General features: G+C 63.8%; 18 protein-coding genes. 7 read left to right on the plus strand and 11 right to left on the minus strand.

All coding sequences use genetic code 11. The features are described from left to right. Positions 1-228 precede the first annotated feature (228 nt). A complete protein-coding gene (gene xthA, locus R9B85_RS24370; protein WP_375149871.1) occupies positions 229-1,041 on the minus strand; it encodes an exodeoxyribonuclease III in 813 nt (270 codons plus the stop codon). Positions 1,042-1,173: 132 nt separating this feature from the next. Here xthA and R9B85_RS24375 point away from each other — a divergent pair, with 132 nt between their 5' ends. From R9B85_RS24375 to R9B85_RS24385, 3 genes are read left to right on the plus strand one after another with little or no spacing between them, the layout of a single operon-like run. Then, positions 1,174-1,824 (plus strand): GNAT family N-acetyltransferase, encoded by a 651-nt coding sequence (locus R9B85_RS24375; protein ID WP_423770660.1) that lies wholly within the window; start codon positions 1,174-1,176, stop codon positions 1,822-1,824. 52 nt (positions 1,825-1,876) lie between these two features. Then, positions 1,877-3,619 (plus strand): autotransporter assembly complex protein TamA, encoded by a 1,743-nt coding sequence (locus R9B85_RS24380; RefSeq protein ID WP_423771079.1) that lies wholly within the window; start codon positions 1,877-1,879, stop codon positions 3,617-3,619. Continuing rightward, positions 3,616-7,290 carry a translocation/assembly module TamB domain-containing protein gene (locus tag R9B85_RS24385; RefSeq protein ID WP_423770661.1) on the plus strand — a complete coding sequence of 1,225 codons (3,675 nt, stop codon included), beginning with the start codon at positions 3,616-3,618 and terminating at the stop codon, positions 7,288-7,290. Before R9B85_RS24380 ends, R9B85_RS24385 begins: the two co-directional genes overlap by 4 nt. A 16-nt stretch (positions 7,291-7,306) precedes the next feature. On the opposite strand, the gene R9B85_RS24390 is transcribed toward R9B85_RS24385, so the two are convergent. The 4 genes from R9B85_RS24390 to R9B85_RS24405 all read right to left on the minus strand — a co-directional run bounded on the left by R9B85_RS24390 (position 7,307) and on the right by R9B85_RS24405 (position 9,743). After that, complete coding sequence (locus R9B85_RS24390; protein WP_112253481.1) at positions 7,307-7,861, minus strand: DUF2589 domain-containing protein; 555 nt, start codon at positions 7,859-7,861, stop codon at positions 7,307-7,309. A 69-nt stretch (positions 7,862-7,930) separates the two neighbouring features. After that, positions 7,931-8,590: a DUF2589 domain-containing protein gene (locus tag R9B85_RS24395; RefSeq protein WP_112253482.1), complete on the minus strand. Its 660-nt coding sequence runs from the start codon at positions 8,588-8,590 to the stop codon at positions 7,931-7,933. 62 nt (positions 8,591-8,652) lie between these two features. Beyond that, entirely contained in the window at positions 8,653-9,033 is a 381-nt protein-coding gene (locus R9B85_RS24400) for a Mor transcription activator family protein (RefSeq protein ID WP_112253483.1), read from the minus strand. Between the two features lie 251 nt (positions 9,034-9,284). Then, positions 9,285-9,743, minus strand: coding sequence for a hypothetical protein (locus tag R9B85_RS24405; protein ID WP_112253484.1), 459 nt, complete (start codon positions 9,741-9,743; stop codon positions 9,285-9,287). Positions 9,744-9,894: 151 nt separating this feature from the next. On the opposite strand from R9B85_RS24405, the gene R9B85_RS24410 reads away from it, so the two are divergent. Continuing rightward, the gene (locus R9B85_RS24410; RefSeq protein WP_003248064.1) at positions 9,895-10,083 is read left to right on the plus strand and encodes a hypothetical protein; all 189 of its coding nucleotides are present in this window, start codon (positions 9,895-9,897) and stop codon (positions 10,081-10,083) included. Between the two features lie 36 nt (positions 10,084-10,119). On the opposite strand, the gene R9B85_RS24415 is transcribed toward R9B85_RS24410, so the two are convergent. Continuing rightward, positions 10,120-10,494, minus strand: coding sequence for a fe2+ zn2+ uptake regulation protein (locus tag R9B85_RS24415; protein ID WP_112253485.1), 375 nt, complete (start codon positions 10,492-10,494; stop codon positions 10,120-10,122). A gap of 231 nt (positions 10,495-10,725) precedes the next feature. Between R9B85_RS24415 and R9B85_RS24420 the strand changes: the two genes are divergently transcribed. After that, a complete protein-coding gene (locus tag R9B85_RS24420) occupies positions 10,726-13,020 on the plus strand; it encodes an acylase (RefSeq protein WP_207878120.1) in 2,295 nt (764 codons plus the stop codon). A gap of 120 nt (positions 13,021-13,140) precedes the next feature. On the opposite strand, the gene R9B85_RS24425 is transcribed toward R9B85_RS24420, so the two are convergent. Together R9B85_RS24425 and R9B85_RS24430 are read right to left on the minus strand one after the other, a co-directional pair. Next, complete coding sequence (locus R9B85_RS24425) at positions 13,141-13,863, minus strand: UDP-2,3-diacylglucosamine diphosphatase (protein ID WP_112253487.1); 723 nt, start codon at positions 13,861-13,863, stop codon at positions 13,141-13,143. Beyond that, positions 13,860-14,360 carry a peptidylprolyl isomerase gene (locus R9B85_RS24430; RefSeq protein WP_112253488.1) on the minus strand — a complete coding sequence of 167 codons (501 nt, stop codon included), beginning with the start codon at positions 14,358-14,360 and terminating at the stop codon, positions 13,860-13,862. Before R9B85_RS24430 ends, R9B85_RS24425 begins: the two co-directional genes overlap by 4 nt. 248 nt (positions 14,361-14,608) lie before the next feature. On the opposite strand from R9B85_RS24430, the gene R9B85_RS24435 reads away from it, so the two are divergent. Then, positions 14,609-16,312 carry a glutamine--tRNA ligase/YqeY domain fusion protein gene (locus R9B85_RS24435; protein ID WP_112253489.1) on the plus strand — a complete coding sequence of 568 codons (1,704 nt, stop codon included), beginning with the start codon at positions 14,609-14,611 and terminating at the stop codon, positions 16,310-16,312. Between the two features lie 9 nt (positions 16,313-16,321). After that, positions 16,322-17,704 carry a cysteine--tRNA ligase gene (gene cysS / locus R9B85_RS24440; RefSeq protein WP_112253490.1) on the plus strand — a complete coding sequence of 461 codons (1,383 nt, stop codon included), beginning with the start codon at positions 16,322-16,324 and terminating at the stop codon, positions 17,702-17,704. A 134-nt stretch (positions 17,705-17,838) separates the two neighbouring features. On the opposite strand, the gene R9B85_RS24445 is transcribed toward cysS, so the two are convergent. The 3 genes from R9B85_RS24445 to csiR all read right to left on the minus strand — a co-directional run bounded on the left by R9B85_RS24445 (position 17,839) and on the right by csiR (position 20,783). Then, entirely contained in the window at positions 17,839-19,230 is a 1,392-nt protein-coding gene (locus tag R9B85_RS24445) for a sensor histidine kinase (protein ID WP_112253492.1), read from the minus strand. Continuing rightward, positions 19,208-19,888: a response regulator transcription factor gene (locus R9B85_RS24450; protein WP_112253493.1), complete on the minus strand. Its 681-nt coding sequence runs from the start codon at positions 19,886-19,888 to the stop codon at positions 19,208-19,210. The genes R9B85_RS24445 and R9B85_RS24450 overlap by 23 nt, the downstream gene beginning before the upstream one ends. A 199-nt stretch (positions 19,889-20,087) precedes the next feature. Further along, positions 20,088-20,783 (minus strand): DNA-binding transcriptional regulator CsiR, encoded by a 696-nt coding sequence (gene csiR / locus R9B85_RS24455; RefSeq protein ID WP_015270630.1) that lies wholly within the window; start codon positions 20,781-20,783, stop codon positions 20,088-20,090. Positions 20,784-20,832 lie beyond the last annotated feature (49 nt).

Below are 20,832 nucleotides of genomic sequence, written 5' to 3' on the forward strand. Positions count from 1 at the left end.
GAGGTCACCTCTGTCCGCCTTGTTTGTTCCATTCGATATCAAGGGTGGGCAACTGCTCCTCATCCATCTCCAGCCATGCACCAAGGCTGCAACCCACCTGGTACAGGAATAATTGGCCCGAAACAGATGTGGGAGCGGGCTTGCCCCGCGAAGCGCCGCGCGGGCGGCGCCCGATCTCACAGGCAATACAAGATCCAAGGCATGCGCCTTGTGGCTTCACCGCTAAACTCAGCTTAATTCCAGCCAGATCGGCGCATGGTCCGACGGCTTTTCCATCCCGCGCAGTTCATAGTCCACACCCGCATCCTTTATCCGCGGTACCAGGTGCTGCGAGGCCATGATCAGGTCGATGCGCAGGCCGCGCTTGGGCTCGTCCTCGAAGCCGCGGCTACGGTAGTCGAACCAGCTGAAGCGGTCGGTCACTTCCGGGTACAGGTGGCGGAAACTGTCCACCAGGCCCCAGCCTTTCAAGCGCTCCATCCACTCGCGCTCTTCCGGCAGGAAGCTGCACTTGCCGGTCTTGAGCCAGCGCTTGGCGTTGTCCGGGCCGATGCCGATGTCGCAGTCCTGCGGCGAGATATTCATGTCGCCCATCACCAGCAGTGGCTGGTCGTTGCGGAACTGGCCTTCCAGCAGCGCCTGCAGGTCGCTGTAGAAACGCTGCTTGGCCGGGAACTTGGTGGGGTGGTCGCGGCTTTCACCCTGGGGGAAGTAGCCGTTCATGATGGTGATCGGGTTGCCATCGGCATCGGCGAAGGTGCCCCAGATGAAGCGGCGCTGGGCGTCTTCCTCATCGCTGGCAAAGCCCTTGTGCAGGCTCAGTGGTACCTGGCGCGACAGCAGGGCCACGCCATAGTGGCCTTTCTGCCCGTGGTAATGCACGTGGTAGCCCAGCGCCTGCACGTCGGCCAGCGGGAACTGATCGTCGCTGACCTTGGTTTCCTGCAGGCCGATCACGTCCGGCTGGTGCTTTTCGATCAGCGCCGCCAGCTGGTGCGGGCGGGCCCGCAAGCCGTTGATGTTGAAACAGACGATCTTCATGGAAAGATGATCCCGGTAAAAGGCGCGATGCTAGCCGACATCGCTTGCCATCACCAGCATGGCGGCTTCGGGAGCCTGCTGCTAACGTCCTTGCCAGGGCACTGTAAGCCCATTCCAGGAGGACTGCCCGCAATGCCCGAAACCACTGCCACTCCGGCCCGTGTCTGCCTGCTCGATGACGGCTACAGCCGCGAGGCGCGTTCGCTGCTGTACAACGCCTACCGTCACGAACCTACCTTTGCCTATATCTTCGAGGCCCAGCGCCCAGGCTACGAGCGGCGCCTGCGGGTGATGGTGCGCGAGTGGGTACGCCAGCATTTCTACCTGCAACTGCCCGCCATCGGCCTGCTGGTGGAGGATCGCCTGATCGCCCTGGCCCTGATCGTGCCGCCGATGCGCCGGCTGGGCGTGGCCGACAGCTGGGCCTGGCGCCTGCGCATGATGATGGGCACCGGCTTGCGCTGTACGCGCCGTTACATGGACTACCAGGCCGCCCTGGCCACCTGCCTGCCCACCGACGAGGTGCATGTGCTGCCGCTGTTGGGCGTGCACCCGCAATTCCAGGGCAAGCACTACGGCGAGCAATTGTTACAAGCTGTGCATGACTGGTGCGCAGACGACCCTGGCACCCAGGGTGTGGTGCTGGACACCGGCAACGAGCACTACCTGGCCTTTTACCAGCGCCAGGGCTATGAGGAAATTGGTGAGGTGGCTGTAGGACCAATCCGTGAAAGGGTGTTCTACCATCCCAACCCGGTCTCTTCCAATTCTGCTTTTGCCTGAGCAGACTGCGCGGCGGCTCCCTTGAGCGCCCGGCTCTGGTAGCATGCGCCGCATGACGTATTCAGGAAGATTGACCTGGGGCCTGGTTATCTGGGTCGCCAGTTTCGCAGCATGGGGCCAGAGCGAGTTGTTGGTGAAGGTCAAACCGGCCAACAAGGCGCTCAAGGCCAATGTCGAAGGCTATATCGGTACCCTTGGCGACCGCGATGAAGAAGCGCTGCTGCGCTTCAGTCGCGGCGCCCAGGAGCAGGCGCGCAAAGCCGCGCAGGCACTTGGCTACTACCAGGCGCAGATCGACACGGAGGTCAAGCCCGCCAGCGAGGCTGACCGTTCCCCGCAACTGATCATCACCATCGACCCCGGCGAGCCGATTCGCCTGCGCAACGTGACCGTACGCATCGAAGGCCCCGCCAGCGAAATGAAGGCCTTTCGCGTTCCCGACAGCAAGGCCTTGCGCGCGGGCGAACAACTGAACCACGGCCATTACGAAGATGCCAAGCGGCTGATCCAGAACCAGGCATCGCGCTATGGCTTCTTCAGTGGGCGCTTCAGCCGCCAGCGCCTGGCGGTCGACCCCCAGGCGGGTGTGGCCGATATCGAACTGGTCTACCAGAGCGGCCCGCGCTATCACCTGGGCGCTGTCACCTTTGGTGGCGACACACCGCTGGACGACGACCTGCTGCAGCGCATGGTCTCGTTCAAGCCGGGTACACCTTACGACTCGGAACTGATCGCCGAGCTGAACAACGACCTGCAATCGAGCGGCTACTTCGAAGGCGTGCGCGTGGATGCGGCGCCCACCGCCGCCGTGGGCGAAGAAATTCCCGTGGATGTCCGCCTGGAAACCCGCAAGCCGCGCACCATGGGCCTGGGCCTGGGCTTCACGACCGACGTCGGGCCACGTGGCAAGGCCAACTGGACCCGCCACTGGGTCAACCCGCAGGGCCATAGCTACGGCTGGGAGACCGAACTGTCGGCGCCCCGGCAGAACGTCGGGCTTTGGTACGACATCCCCCTCGACCCACCGCTGACCGACAAGTTGCGCTTTGCTGGCGGCTACCAGAACGAAGAAATTGCCGGCACCGACACCCTCAGCAAACTGCTGACGGTGGGCCCCGAGTGGCACAGCAAGCTGCCAAGCGGCTGGCAGCGGGTGATCTCCCTCAAGTACCAGCGCGAGGAGTACCGCCTGGGTGATGACTCCGGGCTGAGCAACCTGCTGATGCCCGGCGTGAGTTACTCCTTCCTGCGCAGTGACAACCGCATCGATCCGCATAACGGCTACCGCCTGCAGTTCGATGTACAGGTGGCCAAGGAAGGGTTGGTCTCGGACACCAACCTGCTGCATGGCAACGTGCTGCTCAAGGGCCTGACCACGCTTGGCCGTGACCATCGCTTGCTAGGCCGGGTGCAGTTCGGTGGCAGCGCGACCAATGGCTTCAAGAACAACATTCCGCCGTCACTGCGCTTCTTCGCCGGTGGCGACCAGAGCGTGCGTGGCTATGACTACCAGACCCTGTCACCGAAGAACAGCGACGGCGACCGCATCGGCGGCCGCTACCTGGTCGCCGGCAGTGTCGAGTACCAGTATTCGCTGACCGAAAAGTGGCGGCTGGCAACCTTCGTCGACCAGGGCAACTCGTTCAACGACCTGGAGCTGCCAAGCCTCAAGACCGGTGTCGGTTTTGGCGTGCGCTGGGTGTCGCCGGTCGGGCCGCTGCGCCTGGACCTGGCCAAGGCGCTGGATGATGAAGGGGGAATTCGCCTGCACTTTTCCATGGGGCCTGAGCTGTGAAACGCGTGATCAAGTACATACTGGCGGGCCTGCTCGGGGTAGCCGCAAGCCTGGGCCTGGTACTCGGCCTGCTGCTGGGGACCGAAGCTGGCAGCCGCTGGGTGCTGAGCAAGGTGCCCGGGCTTGAGGTGGCTGACTTCCAGGGCCGCCTGGCCGGTAGCTGGCAAGCCAGCCGGCTGAGCTGGGCCGATGCCGGCAGCACGGTAGAGGTGCAGGCGCCGCTGCTGGCCTGGTCGCCGGCATGCCTGCTGCGCTCTACCTTGTGCATTGACCAGTTGCAGGCGCAGCGCATCGACATGGCCTTTGCGCCCAGCGGCGAATCGGCCGACAGCGGCCCGCTGCAGTTGCCAGCCCTACGCTTGCCGCTGGCCATCGAGCTGGGTGAGGTCAAGGTTGGCCAGGTGCGCCTGGATGGCAGCGACCTGCTTGGCGATTTGCAACTGGCGGCGCACTGGACCAGCACCGGGCTGCGCATCGACAGCCTGCACCTGCAGCGCGATGACCTGCAATTGAACCTGCAGGGCGACCTGCAGCCCGAAGCTGACTGGCCGGTGCAGCTCCAGGCGCAGCTGCAACTGCCAGCGGTGGACGGCAAACCGTGGCAGCTGGCGCTGACCGCCACCGGCGAGCTGCAGAAAACCCTGAAACTCGTCGGCACCAGCAGCGGTTACCTCGACGCCACGCTGAGCGGGCAATTGCAGGCGTTGGCCGAGCACCTGCCAGCGACCTTGCAGATCCGCTCCGAGGCATTCAAGCCGGCCGCCTCGTTGCCCGACACCGTGCAGTTCAACCAGCTCAAGCTCGATGCCAGCGGCGACCTGCGCAAGGGCTATCAACTTTCGGGGGCGGCCAGCCTGCCGGCCGAGCAGTCGCCGATCGCCTTGCTGTTGTCCGGGCTGGTCGACGGCAAAGGCGCCAGGCTCGATGCCCTGGACCTGAACGCCAGCGATACCCAGCAGGTCAAGTTGCAAGCCACCGCTGACTGGCAGCAAGGCCTGGTCGCCGATGCCCAGCTGGACTGGCAGGACTTCCCGTGGCTGCGCCTGTATCCACTGGAGACACCGCCCGAGGTCACCCTCAAGCGGTTCATGGCCCAGGTGCACTATCGCGATGGCAACTACCAGGGCACCTTCAATGGCGACCTGGATGGCCCGGCCGGCGCGTTCAGCCTGGCCAGCCCCTTCGAAGGTGACCTGAGCCAGGTGAAGCTGCCACAGTTGGCGCTGACCGCCGGGCAAGGCAAGGCTGCCGGGAGTGTCGCCGTGCGCTTTGCCGACACCCTGGCATGGGATGTCGACCTGCAGTTGTCGGCGCTCGACCCGGCCTATTGGCTGGCCGAGTTGCCGGGTACCCTGGCGGGGCCGCTGCGCAGCAAAGGCGAGATAAAAGGCGACGCGCTGAGCCTCGATGCCCGGCTTGACTTGAAAGGCCGCCTGCGCGGCCAACCGGCAATGCTCAAGGTCGAGGCCCAGGGGGCAGGGCAGAGCTGGACCCTGGGCGCCCTGGCAATCCAGCTGGGGGATAACCGCATCAATGGCAGCGGCAGCCTGCAGCAGCGCCTGGCCGGGCGGCTCGACCTCGACCTGCCGCGTCTCGGCCAGTTGTGGCCAAGGTTGCAGGGTCAGGTCAAGGGGCGGCTGGACGTCGCCGGCACCTTGCAGGCCCCGCAAGGTACGCTGACCCTGCAGGGCCAGCGGCTGGCCCAGGTGGAAAACCGCTTGCAGCAGCTGAACCTGGATGCCCGCCTGGACAACGCCCAGCGCGGCGTGATCGAACTCAAGGCCAGCGGCATTCACCTGGGTGAAACGGCCCTGGGGACTTTGCAGGCCAACGGCAAAGGTGACATTCGCCAGCAAGCCTTGACCCTGGCGCTGGACGGCCCGCAGCTCAAGCTCGACCTCGGCCTGGATGGCCAGTTGAACAAGGGGGACTGGCGTGGGCGCCTGGCCAGTGGGCGGATCCAGGCCGGCGGCCAGGACTGGCGCTTGCAGGCACCGGCGCGCCTGCAGCGGCTGGCCAGCGGCCAACTGGACTTTGCTGCGCACTGCTGGCGCTCCGGCCAGGCCAGCTTGTGTGGCGAGGACCAGCGCCTGGCCCCCGAGCCACGCTTGCGTTACCACCTCAAGCAGTTCCCGCTGGACAGCCTGGCCCAGTGGCTGCCGAAGGACTTCGCCTGGCAGGGCCTGCTCAATGCCGACATCAACCTGGACATCCCGGCCAGCGGCCCCAAGGGCAACATCGTCGTCGATGCCAGTGGCGGTACCCTGCGCGTGCGTGACAAGGACCGCTGGGTCGACTTCCCGTACCAGGCCTTGCGCCTGGACAGTACGCTGGCGCCACGGCGCGTCGATACTCGCCTGTCGTTCCGCGGCGAGCGCCTGGGCGAGCTGAACGTCAACACCCGCCTCGATCCACTGGGCAGGAACAAGCCGCTTTCGGGTGATTTTCGCCTGGCCGGCCTTGACCTGTCGGTGGTGCGCCCGTTCGTGCCCATGGTCGAGCGCCTGGCCGGGCAGCTCAATGGCAGCGGCCGGCTGTCGGGCACCCTGCTGGCGCCGCAGGTCAACGGCAACCTGATGCTCAGCGGCGGCGAAGTCAGTGGCGCCGAGCTGCCGGTGAGCCTCGAGGACCTGTCATTGCAGGCAGTGATTGCCGGCGAGCAGGTGCAGCTCAATGGCGGCTGGCACAGTGGCGAAGCGGGGCGCGGCCAGTTGAACGGCAACCTCACCTGGGGCCAGGCACTGGGCATGGACCTGCGCCTGCAGGGCCAGCAACTGCCCATCACGGTCGAGCCCTATGCGACACTGGAGGTCGCCCCGGACCTGACCTTGCGCCTGGTCGACGACAAGCTGGCGGTTACCGGCAAGGTACAGGTGCCCAAGGGCACGATCACCGTGCGTGAGCTGCCACCGTCTACCGTCAAGGTTTCGGATGACACGGTGATCGTCGGTCACCAGACCGAAGAGGGCAAGCCACCCATGGCGATGGCCATGGACATCGATGTGGAAGTGGGCCGCGACAAGCTTTCGTTCAGCGGCTTTGGTCTCAAGGCCAATCTGCTCGGCCATGTGCACATCGGCGACAACCTCGACACCCGTGGCGAGCTGAGCCTGGCCGACGGCCGCTATCGTGCCTACGGCCAGCGCCTGACCATCCGCCGGGCGCGGCTGCTGTTCGCAGGCCCGATCGATCAGCCGTATCTGGACATTGAAGCGATTCGCAAGGTCGACGATGTGATTGCCGGTATCCGCCTGAGCGGCAGTGCCGAGCAGCCCACCAGCAAAGTGTTCTCGGAGCCGGCCATGAGCCAGGAACAGGCGCTTTCGTACCTGGTACTGGGGCGGCCTCTGGGCGCTTCCGGCGAAGACAACAACATGCTCGCCGAGGCGGCCTTGGGCCTGGGCCTGGCGGGAAGCGCGGGCATCACCGGCAGCCTGGCCTCGAGCCTGGGCATCGACGACTTCCAACTGGACACCGAAGGTTCGGGCAATACCACCAGCGTGGTCGCCAGTGGCAACCTCACCGAGAAGCTGAGCCTGCGCTACGGGGTGGGGGTGTTCGAGCCCGCCAATACCATTGCATTGCGCTACAAGCTGAGCAAAAAGGTGTATCTCGAGGCTGCCAGCGGGCTGGCCAGCTCACTGGACATCTTCTACAAGCGCGACTTCTGAGCCTGCGCGGCGGCCGTCAACGCACGGTGGCCGCCTCGATGTATTCATTGGTATCGGGCGAGGGCGGCGGGCTGGGGGCGCGTACCGGGATGATCAGGCTGGTGTATTCCTCGATCAGCCGATTGAGGGCTTCCGGTGGCTCGCTGGCCTGGAACTGCATGCGGATCTGCACTTCATCGGGGTCACGGTTGTCGCCCTGACGGCCCTGGCCGCCGATGGTGACCTTGAAGCTCGCCGCCTTGTTTTCGCCTGCGGTCAGCAGTGCCTGCTGTGCTTCGGTACCTTTGACCCTTACCGAAAGGTCGACCTGCATGCGCTCGAGGGCCAGGCCCTTGGGCGACACCAGCGCGAACAGCGGCACGCGCATGATGTGCTGGCCGTCCATGGCCACTTCGACCATCTTGGCTTTCATGGGGCCGCCCAGCACCTCGGTGTCGCACTCGAAGAACTGGTCGAACAGGTTGATGTACTGTTGCGCGATCAGGCTGTTGGTAGCGCTGGCAGCTTCCTGCAGGCCACGGGTGATTTCGCGCAGGTCGATGGAAGTCATTGGGGCGGGGGATTTATCCAATGGTTCGACTCCTCAGGCCAGGTGGTGCCCCCCTGGTCAGGGGGGCTGTTCGGGGCGGGGAGGTGCGTCTCAAGCGGTTTCGGTGCCAAGGGCCGGGGCCCTGGCGGCCGCAGGGTGCCTCAAAGTATCGGCCTGGGAAATCACGTCCTCGCTTTCCAGTGTGGCGGTCTTGACCACGGTCGGCTTTGTCGCGGCGTCGGTCAGGAAGTCGATTACCCGCATCATCGCTTCAGGCGGGTCCTGGCGCTTCAAGGTGGTATTGAAGGCGTAGCGTGCGCGGGTATCAGTCTTGCGGGTTTGCGTGGACTTGTGGCTGACGCTGCCTTTCACGTTGAGCCTGAACGGCCCCCAGCCCAGCGATCCGCTTGCCTCAGCGCTCATGTCCTTGCTGGAAACGTCTTCCGACATCTGGTTGATGACCAGCTCGAACTCGACATTACCTTCTTCGATGGAAATGTTTGGGTGGGTGATTGCCGCGACAAGCGGCACTTTCATGGTCTTGCTGACCACGCCCTTGTACTCGCCTTGTTCGTCGACGATGGTTTCGTCGTAGTCGAACTGGATGGCCACGGCCTTGCCGTCCTGGACGCACACCTGCATCAGGAAGTCGGCGTAGGATTTGCTGGCGGTGACCTGGGCCTGGACCATGGCCTGCAGGGGGCCCGCGATCATGCGGTCCATCGGTAGGGCATTGATTACGGAGCCGATGAGGCTGTTATCTATCGACATGCTGGGGTCTCTTTCTGGTTGGGTTATACGTGGGCGTCAGTGTTGGTCACGATGCCGGCGCTTCAGCGAGCGCAATGTTCCTGGCGGCGAATGTTGCCGATCTGGCGCAGGCTCAGGCCGTACTTGTCGGCGAGCAGGCTGCGGGACAAGCCGTTTGCGCTTTCCTTCTGGATCTGCAGGTTGCGCAACTGGCGCATGAAATGGTCAGCCTTGGGGATTTCCAGGGCGACACCGGCAAAGCGCTTGATCAGCGCGTCGAGCGCTTCGGGCGGCAGCACGTCGGCAAGCTTGGTGCGCTCGCGGTGTTTGGGGATGTATTTGGGCCTGCCGCCATAGGCGCAGGTCAGCTGGTAGGCGTTGTCGATGCCGATGCAGTCGATCAGGGCTTGCAGCGAATGGGGCAGTTGGCTGATATCGATGCGGCTCAAGTCTGGCAGTTGCATATGGCGCTCCTTCGGGACGGATGGGCTGTGCTACACGATCACCAGCGGCGTTATGTCGAAGGTGTGACTGGATTTTCTGTGACGGCCGAGTCATGTCGCTAGGCGCCATATGGGTTGGGGCTTGTAGCTTCCGCGAACAGGTTTTGCAGGCAGCGATATCCGGTGTTGTAGGACATGGCTTCAATAATTGGCTGTAGCGGGCGATTTCCCATCAGGGAACTCCCTCTGTTGCGCATTGGGTGTGGTAACCCTCAATCACACGGATAGCTACTCAGCAGGCTGGCGCTGGGCAGGTACGCCTGGGGGGTATTGCGCATGCCTTGTGGCAGCGTGCGCCAATCGACCAGCAGGCACAGTGCATGAAGCGGCTGCCCGTCACGGTGGCCGATGACCTGGTCGGCAAAGTTGCGGCGGTACAGTGCCTGGGTCTGCTGCTGCGCTTGTACCTGGTCGGCCCGGGCCAGGGTTTGCCGGGCCAGTTCGGGCAGTTGCGCCGGGGGGACAGTGAAATGCACCGACGTACCGTTCGCCTGCAGGTAACCGGCCTGGCGCACGCGCTGCCACAGTTGTTGCCATTGGCTGGCCCCGGCACTGGCAGCCAGTTCGCGGCCCAGTTCGAGCAGTTGCTCGGTCGGGGTCTGGCGGGTGTCCAGCGCTTGGAGGGAAAAGGGGGTCAGCAACAGCGACGCGAACAGAAGGGGTTTGTACATGGTGCCTCCGGCATGGGTGCTTGGAAGCCCCATGCTTTCAGGCCGGCGCCGCCCCACCCAGCAGGAAATGCAGCGCCGGGGCCTATGGCCGTTGTATCATTGCCGCGGCTCGTTGCGAGCCATTTGCCCCTGATGTTGCAAGGAACCTTCGATGACACACGTGCAGCGCCTCAAATATTCCCTTCTGATCATCCTGGTGGTACTGGGCCTGATGCTGGGCCTGTCTCACCTGCAGAAGCAGGGCACGATCAGTGAGCAGACCTTCCAGATGCTGGCCATCGCCATCGCCGTGGTGGTCGTGGTGATCAACGGCATCCTGCGGCGCAAGGTCAAGCCCTGATCCTGGCGGGCCGGCCAGGCATGGCCGGCCATGCGCTCAGCGCACAGGCGTTCGCTCCAGCACCGCGCGTGCCTGCGGGTCGAGGCTGTAGCATTTGTCGCTGCCCAGCTGGATGACGCCCTCGCTGCACAGCCGCTTCAGCACTTCGCGCACGCTCAGGAACGACAGCGGAATATCCAGCTGTTCCAGCTGTGCGTGCACGCCGCGCACGCCAATGCTGCGGCCATTGCGGTCGGCGGCGTGCAAGGCATCGATGACCTTGAGGCGGATCAAGCTGGTACGCAGGCCGAAACTGCGCAACAGCTCGCGAATCTGTTCGTTGCCGATGCGTTCGTCAGCCAAAACGTCCTGTTCCGTGGGCGCTTTGCCTGGGACGCGCCCAGCCTGGATCTCGGGTTGCGGGTTGTACATGTGAATGCTCCTTTTCGTGGACGAACCCGAAATTTGGGTGCCTCACTTACTAGGACGAATGAGAACGGAAAAACTGCAGCCCAGTCGCAAAAAAAAGCCTGGCTCTGTTCAAGACGTTATATTTCAAGACGTTCCATTGCCTTGTAATACGTAAAATTTTCATCTGGCCATTCGTCTGATCGGGATGACCCCCGAAGCCGAGGAGTGCCCGTGTTTCAACTTTCCCGTCCCATGAATTGCGTTGGCCTGGCCACCGCGCTGGTAGCCTTCAACGTCGGCGCAGCGCCGGTGCAGTCCGCCGCAGCCGATGCCAGTGCGCAGATTCGCCGAACCAGTTACGGGGTGCCGCACATCGTGGCCAAGGACGAGCGCGGCCTGGGCTATGGCATCGGGTACGCCTACGCCCAGGACAACCTGTGCTTGCTGGCCAATGAAGTGCTGACGGTGAGTGGCGAGCGCTCACGCTACTTCGGTGCCAAGGGCAAGACCCTGGAACAGCGTGAAAACCTGGCCAGCGATGTGTTCTTCGCCTGGCTCAACACGCCGGCGGCAGTCGATGCGTTCTTGCAGGCGCAGCCGGCCCCGGTACAGGCGCTGCTGGCAGGTTATGCCAGTGGCTACAACCGGGCGCTGGCCGAGCGCCGCAGCCAGGGTCTACCCGCCGAATGTGGCAACGGCGAGTGGCTGCGGCCGATCAGCAGCGAGGATCTGGTCAGGCTGACCCGTCGGTTACTTGCCGAAGGCGGTGTCGGGCAGTTCGTCGAAGCACTGGCAGGGGCGCAACCGCCAACGCTGGCCAGCCAGCAGGCGCCGGCAGGGTTTGCTGCGGCGCTGGCCATGCAGCAACGCTTTGCCACGGAGCGCGGTAGCAACGGGGTGGCTGTCGGCGCCAGGCGTTCGGCCAATGGCCGCGGCTTGTTGCTGGCCAACCCGCACTTCCCGTGGATGGGCGGCATGCGCTTCTATCAGATGCAGCTGACCATTCCCGGCCAGCTCGATGTGATGGGGGCGGCATTGCCGGGCCTGCCGGTGGTCAACATCGGTTTCAACCAGCATCTGGCCTGGACGCACACCGTCGATACGTCGAAGCACTTTACCCTGTACCGCCTGCAACTCGACCCCAAGGACCCGACCCGCTACCTGCTCGATGGCAAGTCGCTGCCGCTGAACCGGCAAACCGTCAGTGTTGCGGTCAAGGCCGAGGATGGCAGCCTGAGCCAGGTCCAGCGCCAGGTCTACAGCTCGCAGTTCGGCCCGGTGGTGCAATGGCCGGGGCGCCTGGACTGGGATGCGCATGCCGCCTACAGCCTGCGCGACGCCAACCTCGAGAACACCCGGGTGTTGCAGCAGTGGTACCAGATCAACCGCGCCGACAGCCTTGCGAAGTTGAAGGGGTCGATCGAACAGCTGCAGGGCATACCCTGGGTCAACACGCTGGCGGTGGACCAGCCAGGCAAGGCCTTGTACCTGAACCAGTCAGTGGTGCCTTATGTGGATCAGCAACTGCTGAGTGAGTGCAGCAACCCGCAGGCACAAGGGCGCCTGGTGGTACTGGATGGCTCACGCAGCGCCTGCCAGTGGAAGGTCGATGCGCAGGCCGCACAGCCGGGGATCTTCCCTGCGCGGCTACTGCCGAGCCTGGAGCGCGAAGACTTCGTGCAGAATTCCAACGACACGGCCTGGATGGCCAACCCGGCGCAGCCGTTGACCGGGTATTCGCCGCTGGTCAGCCGCGATGACCAGCCGCTGGGCATGCGTGGCCGCTTTGCCCTGCAACGCCTGCAGGGTACGGCCCGCCTGGGTGCTGACGACCTGCAGCGCATGGTGACAGATGACGAGGTCTACCTGGCCAGCCTGTTACTGCCTGACCTGCTGCAGTGGTGCAAGGGCGCCGACGCGGATGTGCGGGCTGTGTGCAGCAGCCTGGCGGCCTGGAATGGCAAGGCTGACGTGGATAGTGGCATTGGCCTGGTGCATTTCCAGAACCTGTTCGATGCCATGGCCGAGCACCCGGAAAGCTGGCGGGTGGCCTTTGACCCGGCCGATCCGCAGCATACCCCGCGTGGGTTGGCGGTCGAGCAAGCAGCTGTGCGCAAACTGCTGCACCAGGCCGCGCTGGCTTCGCTCAAGCAGGTGAGTGACAGCGGTATAACGGGGGAGGCGCGTTGGGGGCAGGTGCAACAGGCAAGTGATGGCACGCCGGTGCCGGGTGGCCCGCAGGCGTTGGGCGTGTACAACGCGATCTACAGCGTCCCGCATGGGCAGGGCAAGCGACTGGTGGTCAGTGGTACCAGCTACCTGCAACTGGTCAGCTTTACCGACAAGGGGCCAGAGGCCCGTGGGCTATTGGCGTTTTCCCAGTCGAGTGAAGCGGCTTCGGTGCATGCCAGTGACCAGACCAGGGCGTTTGCGGCCGGGCAACTGGCGGTGATTCCGTTTACCGAGGCGCAGATCAAGGCTGATCCCGAGTACCGGGAAGTGGTGATCAGCGAGGGAGACACGGGGGCGGTGGTCAGCCGGCCTTGAGGCGTTAGCCTGTGCCGGCCTCTTCGCGGGTAAACCCGCTCCCACAGGTATCGCGGCGCATTCAGCCCTGTGCATTACCTGTGGGAGCGGGTTTACCCGCGAAGAAGGCGACTCGGTTGGTCAGGAAAACTCGAACGGCGCCAGCTGAAACCCTTGCTCGTCGACCTGCAAGGCCCAGCCGCGGCGGTCCCAGTCGCCCAGCACGATACGCCGTGCCGGTTGCCCGTCCACCACCAGCTTGTGTATCGCCGGCCGATGGGTATGCCCATGCACCAAGGTATGTACACCATGCGCCGCCATCACCTTCGGTACTTCCTCCGGCGTGACATCGACGATCTCGGTGGACTTCATCCGCGTTTGCGTGCGGCTTTCGCTGCGTAGCTTGCGCGCCAGCTTGTAGCGGGCCGACAGCGGCAGGTGGCGTAGAATCCACAAACTCAGCGGGTTGCGCAGCAAGCGGCGCATTTTCATATAGGCCAGGTCGCGGGTGCACAGGGTATCGCCATGCATCAGCAGTACCTGCTCACCCCCCAGCTTGATCACGCTGGGATCGTGCAGCAAGGTGCAGCCTGCAGCGTCGCAGAAGGCCTGGCCAATCAGGAAATCACGGTTGCCATGCATCAGGTAGATGGCCGTGCCGCTGTCGCTCAGCCGACGCATGGCCTGGCAGACCGAGTGCTGGAAGGGCGTCATGGCATCGTCGCCGATCCAGGCTTCGAAGAAGTCGCCAAGGATGTACAACGCCTTGGCGTGGCGGGCACGGCCATCGAGCAGATCAAGAAACGCCCGGGTAATGTCCGGGCGTTCTTCTTGCAGGTGCAGATCGGAGATCAGCAGGATCACTCAATGATCTCGGCTTTCTCGATGATTACGTCTTCTTTCGGCACATCCTGGTGACCAGCCTTGGAACCGGTGGCGACCTTTTCGATGGCGTCGACGATTTCACGGCCTTCGATCACTTCGCCGAATACCGCGTAACCCCAGCCCTGCACGTTCTTGCCGCTGTGGTTGAGGAAGTCGTTGTCGGAGGCGTTGATGAAGAACTGCGCCGAGGCGGAGTGCGGCTCCATGGTGCGGGCCATGGCGATGCTGTACTTCTTGTTCTTCAGGCCGTTGTCAGCTTCGTTCTGGATGCTGGCGCGGGTTTTCTTCTGGTTCATGCCCGCTTCGAAGCCGCCGCCCTGGATCATGAAACCTTTGATCACACGGTGGAACACGGTGCCATCGTAGTGGCCTTCCTTGACGTACTGAACGAAGTTTTCGGTAGTCAGTGGCGCTTTCTCGGCGTCCAGTTGCAGGACGATATCGCCGTGGTTGGTGCTCAGTTTGACTTTGGACATGCTGAAACTCGCTCTTTCAAGGCAATCAGAAATTGGGGTGCGCAGGGCGCGGGTTATCACCTGACGCAGGATCAGGCGATCACGACACATGGCGCGCACCGGCCATTTTGCCAGGCTGCGGCAAAAAGCCGTGATAAATCACGCCAGTTTGTCCGGGCCCGACTGTCAGCAGCTTGACTGCTTCGGCTATGATAGGCCCTTTGATTCAATCGGCCTACCCAGGCCGGACACGTGCATTCAAGGATCCTATGAGCAAGCCCACTGCCGACAACGCGCCCAACGCCGCTGCCAAAGGCGCCCCCGCTGTCCCTGCGAACTTCCTGCGGCCGATCATCCAGGCCGACCTGGACTCGGGCAAGCACAGCAGCATCGTCACCCGTTTCCCGCCGGAGCCCAATGGCTACCTGCACATCGGTCACGCCAAGTCGATCTGCGTCAACTTCGGCCTGGCCAAGGAATTCGGGGGCGTCTGCCACCTGCGTTTCGACGATACCAACCCGGCCAAGGAAGACCAGGAGTACATCGACGCCATTCAGAGCGATGTCAAGTGGCTGGGCTTCGACTGGGCCGGTGACGTGCGCTACGCCTCGAACTACTTCGACCAGCTGCACGACTGGGCGGTCGAGCTGATCAAGCGTGGCAAGGCCTACGTCTGCGACCTTACCCCTGAGCAGGCCAAGGAATACCGCGGCAACCTCAAGGAACCGGGCAAGAACAGCCCGTTCCGCGAGCGCAGCGTTGACGAGAACCTCGACCTGTTCGCCCGCATGAAGGCCGGCGAGTTCAAGGATGGCGAGCGCGTGCTGCGGGCCAAGATCGACATGGCCTCGCCGAACATGAACCTGCGCGATCCGATCCTGTACCGTATCCGCCATGCCCACCACCACCAGACCGGTGACAAGTGGTGCATCTACCCGAACTACGACTTCACCCACGGCCAGTCGGACGCGATCGAAGGCATTACCCACTCGATCTGCACCCTGGAGTTCGAAGGGCATCGTCCGCTGTACGACTGGTTCCTCGACAACCTGCCGGTGCCGGCACACCCGCGCCAGTACGAGTTCAGCCGCCTGAACCTGAACTACACCATCACGTCCAAGCGCAAGCTCAAGCAGCTGGTCGACGAAAAGCACGTCGAAGGCTGGGACGACCCACGCATGTCGACCCTGTCCGGCTTCCGTCGCCGTGGCTACACCCCGGCCTCGATCCGCAACTTCTGCGAAATGATCGGTACCAACCGTTCCGACGGCGTGGTCGACATGTCGATGCTCGAGTTCAGCATCCGTGACGACCTGGACCGCACCGCGCCGCGCGCCATGTGCGTGCTGCGCCCGCTGAAAGTGGTCATCACCAACTATCCGCAAGGCCAGGTCGAGCAGCTGGAACTGCCGCGCCACCCGAAGGAAGACATGGGCGTGCGCGTGCTGCCGTTCTCCCGTGAGCTGTACATCGACCGCGACGACTTCATGGAAGAGCCACCGAAGGGCTACAAGCGCCTGGAACCGGGCGGTGAGGTGCGCCTGCGTGGCAGCTACGTGATCCGCGCCGACGAGGCGATCAAGGATGCCGACGGCAACATCGTCGAGCTGCGCTGCTCGTACGACCCGGACACCCTGGGCAAGAACCCCGAAGGCCGCAAGGTCAAGGGCGTGATCCACTGGGTGCCGGCCGAGGGCAGCGTCGAGTGCGAAGTGCGCCTGTACGACCGCCTGTTCCGCTCGGCGAACCCGGAAAAGACCGAAGAGGGCGGCAGCTTCCTGGACAACATCAACCCAGGCTCGCTGCAAGTGCTCAGCGGCTGCCGTGCCGAGCCGTCGCTGGCCCAGGCGCAGCCCGAGGACCGCTTCCAGTTCGAACGCGAAGGCTACTTCTGCGCCGACCTGAAGGACAGCCAGCCGGGTCGCCCGGTGTTCAACCGCACTGTCACCCTGCGTGACTCCTGGGGCAGCTGAGGAACCGCCGTGCTTACCATCTACAACACGCTGAGCAAAGCGAAGGAAGTCTTCAAGCCGCTGGATGGCAACAAGGTGCGCATGTACGTGTGCGGCATGACCGTATATGACTACTGCCACCTCGGCCACGGCCGCAGCATGGTGGCCTTCGACCTGGTCACCCGTTGGCTGCGCAAGAGCGGCTACGAGCTGACCTACGTGCGCAACATCACCGACATCGACGACAAGATCATCAACCGGGCCAATGAGAACGGCGAAAGCTTCGATGCCCTGACCGCCCGCATGATCGACGCGATGCACGAAGACGAGCGCCGCCTGAACATCCTTCCGCCGGACCAGGAGCCGCGTGCCACCGACCATATCGCCGGCATGCACGCGATGATCCAGACCCTGATCGACAAGGGTTATGCCTACGCACCGGGCAATGGCGACGTGTACTACCGCGTTGGCAAGTTCGTCGGTTACGGCAAGCTGTCGCGCAAGAAGATCGAAGACCTGCGCATCGGTGCCCGTATCGAGGTCGACGAAGCCAAGCAGGACCCGCTGGACTTCGTGCTGTGGAAGGGCGTCAAGCCGGGCGAGCCGAGCTGGGAATCGCCGTGGGGGCCGGGGCGTCCGGGCTGGCACATCGAATGTTCGGTGATGTCCACCTGCTGCCTGGGTGAAAGCTTCGACATCCACGGCGGCGGTAGCGACCTGGAGTTCCCGCACCACGAGAACGAGATCGCCCAGAGCGAGGCAGCCACCGGCAAGCAGTACGCCAACGCCTGGATGCACTGCGGCATGATCCGTATCAATGGCGAGAAGATGTCCAAGTCGTTGAACAACTTCTTCACCATTCGCGACGTGCTCGAGAAGTACCACCCGGAAGTGGTGCGCTACCTGCTGGTGGCCAGCCACTACCGCAGCGCGATCAACTACTCGGAAGACAGCCTGCGCGATGCCAAGGGCGCACTGGAGCGCTTCTACCACGCCTTGCGTGGCTTGCCACGGGTGGCGGCCAAGGGTGGCGAAGAGTTTGTCGAGCGCTTCAGCGTGGCCATGAACGACGACTTCGGCACCCCCGAGGCCTGCGCCGTGCTGTTCGACCTGGTGCGCGAGATCAACCGCCTGCGCGACAGCGACGTGGAGGCCGCTGCCGGCCTGGCCGGTCGCCTGCGCGAGCTGGGTGATGTGCTGGGTGTTCTGCAGCTGGAAGCCGATGACTTCCTGCGTGCCGGTGCCGAAGGCAAGGTGGATGCCGCTGAGGTCGAGGGCTTGATCCAGGCGCGCCTGCAGGCGCGTGCGGACAAGAACTGGGCCGAGTCCGACCGCATTCGCGACCAGTTGACCGCCATGGGTGTGGTGCTGGAAGACAGCAAGGGCGGCACTACCTGGCGTCTGGCTGACTGATCGATGCCATTGGGGCTGCTTTGCAGCCCTTCGCCGGCAAGCCAGCTCCCACAGGAACAGCGCAATACTGAAGAACTGCGCAGTCCCTGTGGGAGCTGGCTTGCCGGCGATGGGCCGCATAGCGGCCCCAGCTTCTATTTGGCTAGCCCGGTGAGCGGGCAGTGCAGTACCAGCCTCGCTCCACCCAGCTCGCTTTGCCCCACCTCCAGCCCGAACCCATGCAGGTCGACGATCGCCGCAACGATCGACAACCCCAGCCCGAACCCCGCATGGCGGTGGCCTTCCTCACTGCGATAGAAGCGCTTCAACACCGCAGCACGCTCTTCTTCCGGAATACCAGGCCCGCTGTCCTCGATGGCCAGGTGCACGCCTTGCTCGTCCTGCGTCGCGCTAATCCGCACCTGCCCACCCTCGGGGGTGAACTTGATACCGTTGCCCACCAGGTTGGCCAATGCCTCGAACAGCAGTTCGCGGTCACCGTGCAATGCCGGCAGTTCAGCGGGCTGCTGCAGTTCCAGGCGAATGCCACCATCCTCGGCCAACGGCAAGTAGAAATCATGCAGCTCCACCAGCAGTTCGTGCGGGTCGAGCTGGACGAAACCGGCCCGTCGCTGGCGGTCTTCCAGCTCGCTGATGCGCAACAAACCGCGAAAACGCGCCATCAGGGTGTCGGTTTCGCCGATGGCCTGGTCCAGTGCCTCGGCCTGGGTGGAGTCGACGTCACTTTGCTGGCGAATGCGGTACAGCTGGGCGCGCAGGCGCGTGAGCGGGGTGCGCAGGTCGTGGGCGATGTTGTCGCACACGCCCTTGACCTCGTGCATCAGCCGCTCGATGCGGTCGAGCATGGCATTGACGATGGCCGCCAGCATGTCCAGCTCGTCACGCCGGGCCGACAGCGGCAGGCGGTGGGTAAGGTCGCCGGCGACGATCAATTCGGCCTGGGCCTGGATCGCGCGAATGCGCTTGAGCGGGCGACGCCTCAGCAGGTACCAGCCGGCAAAGCCCGGGATCAGGGTTAGCGAGATCCCCCAGAGCAGGGCATGCAGGATGATCCGGGTGACCACGAACAGCGAGCCGTTATCGCGCACCAGCACCAGCCAACGGCCATCCTGCACCTTGATCGCCACCGCGTCGCAGCTGTCGCGCGGCATGTGCGGGTCGTCGGCGTCCAGGCAGCGCTTGAGTTCGTGAACCTTGCCGTCCAGCCCCAGCTCTGGCGGGATGGCACGAATGCGCCCGCCGATCGGGTTGAGCTGGCTGTCGAACAGGCCGTAGGCGTCGAAGCTGCGTTCTTCGAAGGCCTGGCTGGCGACCAGCGCGTCGTCCAGCTGTTTGCCGCTCATGTGCGCGAACAGGTGTTGGCGCTGCAGCATGGAATGGCGGGTAAGTTTGTTCAGGTAGCTGGACACCTCGAAATACAGCACCCCCATGAGGATGCTGCTCCAGGCCACGAACAGAAAGCTGTACAGCGCCAGCAGGCGGCTGGTCGAGGAGCTCCAGCCCTTAGACGGGTTCAGCAATGGCATAGCCGGAGCCCCGTACCGTACGGATCAGCGGCGACTGGCCGGGGGAGTCGATTTTCTTGCGCAGGCGGCCGATGTGCACATCGATCAGGTTGGTGCCCGGGTCGAAGTGATAGCCCCAGACTTCCTCGAAAATCATCATCCGCGTAATCACCTGGCCGCTATGGCGCATCAGGTACTCCAGCAGCTTGTACTCGGTGGGCAGCAGGTTGAGGGTCTGTTCGCCACGGCGGGCCTCGTGGCTGATCAGGTCCAGTTGCAGGTCGGCGACCTGCAGGCGAGTCTGGGTCATAGGCACACTGTTGCGGCGCAGCAGCACTTCGACTCGCGCGGCCATCTCGTCGGAGGCGAACGGTTTGGTCAGGTAGTCGTCACCCCCGGCACGCAGGCCGCGCACCCGCTCGTCGACGTCGGAGAGGGCGCTGATCATCAGGATCGGCGTGGCGATCTTGAGGCTGCGCAGGGTGGTGACGATGGTCAGGCCATCGACCTCGGGCAGCATGCGGTCCAGGGTGATCAGGTCGTAGCCGCCGGCAATGGCCTTGGCCAGGCCTTCACGGCCGTTGTCGGCCCAATCCACGTCGAGGCCGTGGCTGGTAAGTTCGGCGACGATTTCCTGGCCGGTGACGGCGTCGTCTTCGATGGTCAGTACGCGAGGCATGCTGGTTCCCGGGCATCTAATGGAGACTTGATTGTGCCAAAGAATAGCCAAACGGCGATTTAAGAAAAATTCATCTGGCGCGTTTTGCCTGCACTGGCCTCTTCGCGGGTAAACCCGCTCCCACAGGTGCAGCGTCGCCCCCGAGGGCGGTGACATCCCTGTGGAGCGGGTTTACCCGCGAAGCAGGCACCGCGCTGTTTCAGCGCGCGCCAATCCCCTCGGCATGCATGATCTGCGCAATGATCGGCACCGGGGTCATCAGGTGCGAACGCATCATGGCACTGGCGCGCTTGGCGTCGCGGGCGAGGATCACCTCGACCAGTGCGGCATGCTCCTGGCGCTTGAGCTCCAGGGCCTGTTCCGAAAACACCGTCTGGGTCAGCCAAAGATGCCGGTAGCGCTCGGCCTGGTCGAACAGGTAGGTGCGCGCCTGCAGCAGGTGCTTGGAGCCGCAGCCCGAGGCAATGGCCGTATGGAACGCCTTGTGCCGCTCGTCCCATACATCCAGGCGCTGCTCGCGGGTCTTCACTTCCACCACCTTGGCCAGGGTATGCGAGTGGGCCAGTACCGACGCTTCCCAGGCGTCGTCGCCACGCTCGATGGCCAGGGTGATGATCATCGCCTCCAGGTTGGCGCGGGCATCGTAGATGTCGTTCATCTCGTCCAGCGACATGGGCGCCACGCGGTAACCCTTCTGGCTGATAGCGTTGACCAGGTGCTCGGCCACCAGCTGCGACAATGCTTCGCGCAGCGGGCCCACGCCCAGGTCGTAGCGTTCCTTCAAGGTGCTCATCAGCAGCTTTTCACCGGGCTTGAACACGCCGCGGATGATGTCCTTCTTGAGCCTCTCATACCCGCTGAATGCTGAGTTTTGTCGGGGGGCGAGCGCTTCCAAGGTCCTGTTCCTCAAACGGTTTTGTCGATCATACCGAAAGCGTTCGCTG

The sequence above is a fragment of the Pseudomonas sp. NLJ1 genome (assembly GCF_049486705.1).
In the GTDB taxonomy this organism is placed as follows: domain Bacteria; phylum Pseudomonadota; class Gammaproteobacteria; order Pseudomonadales; family Pseudomonadaceae; genus Aquipseudomonas; species Aquipseudomonas inefficax.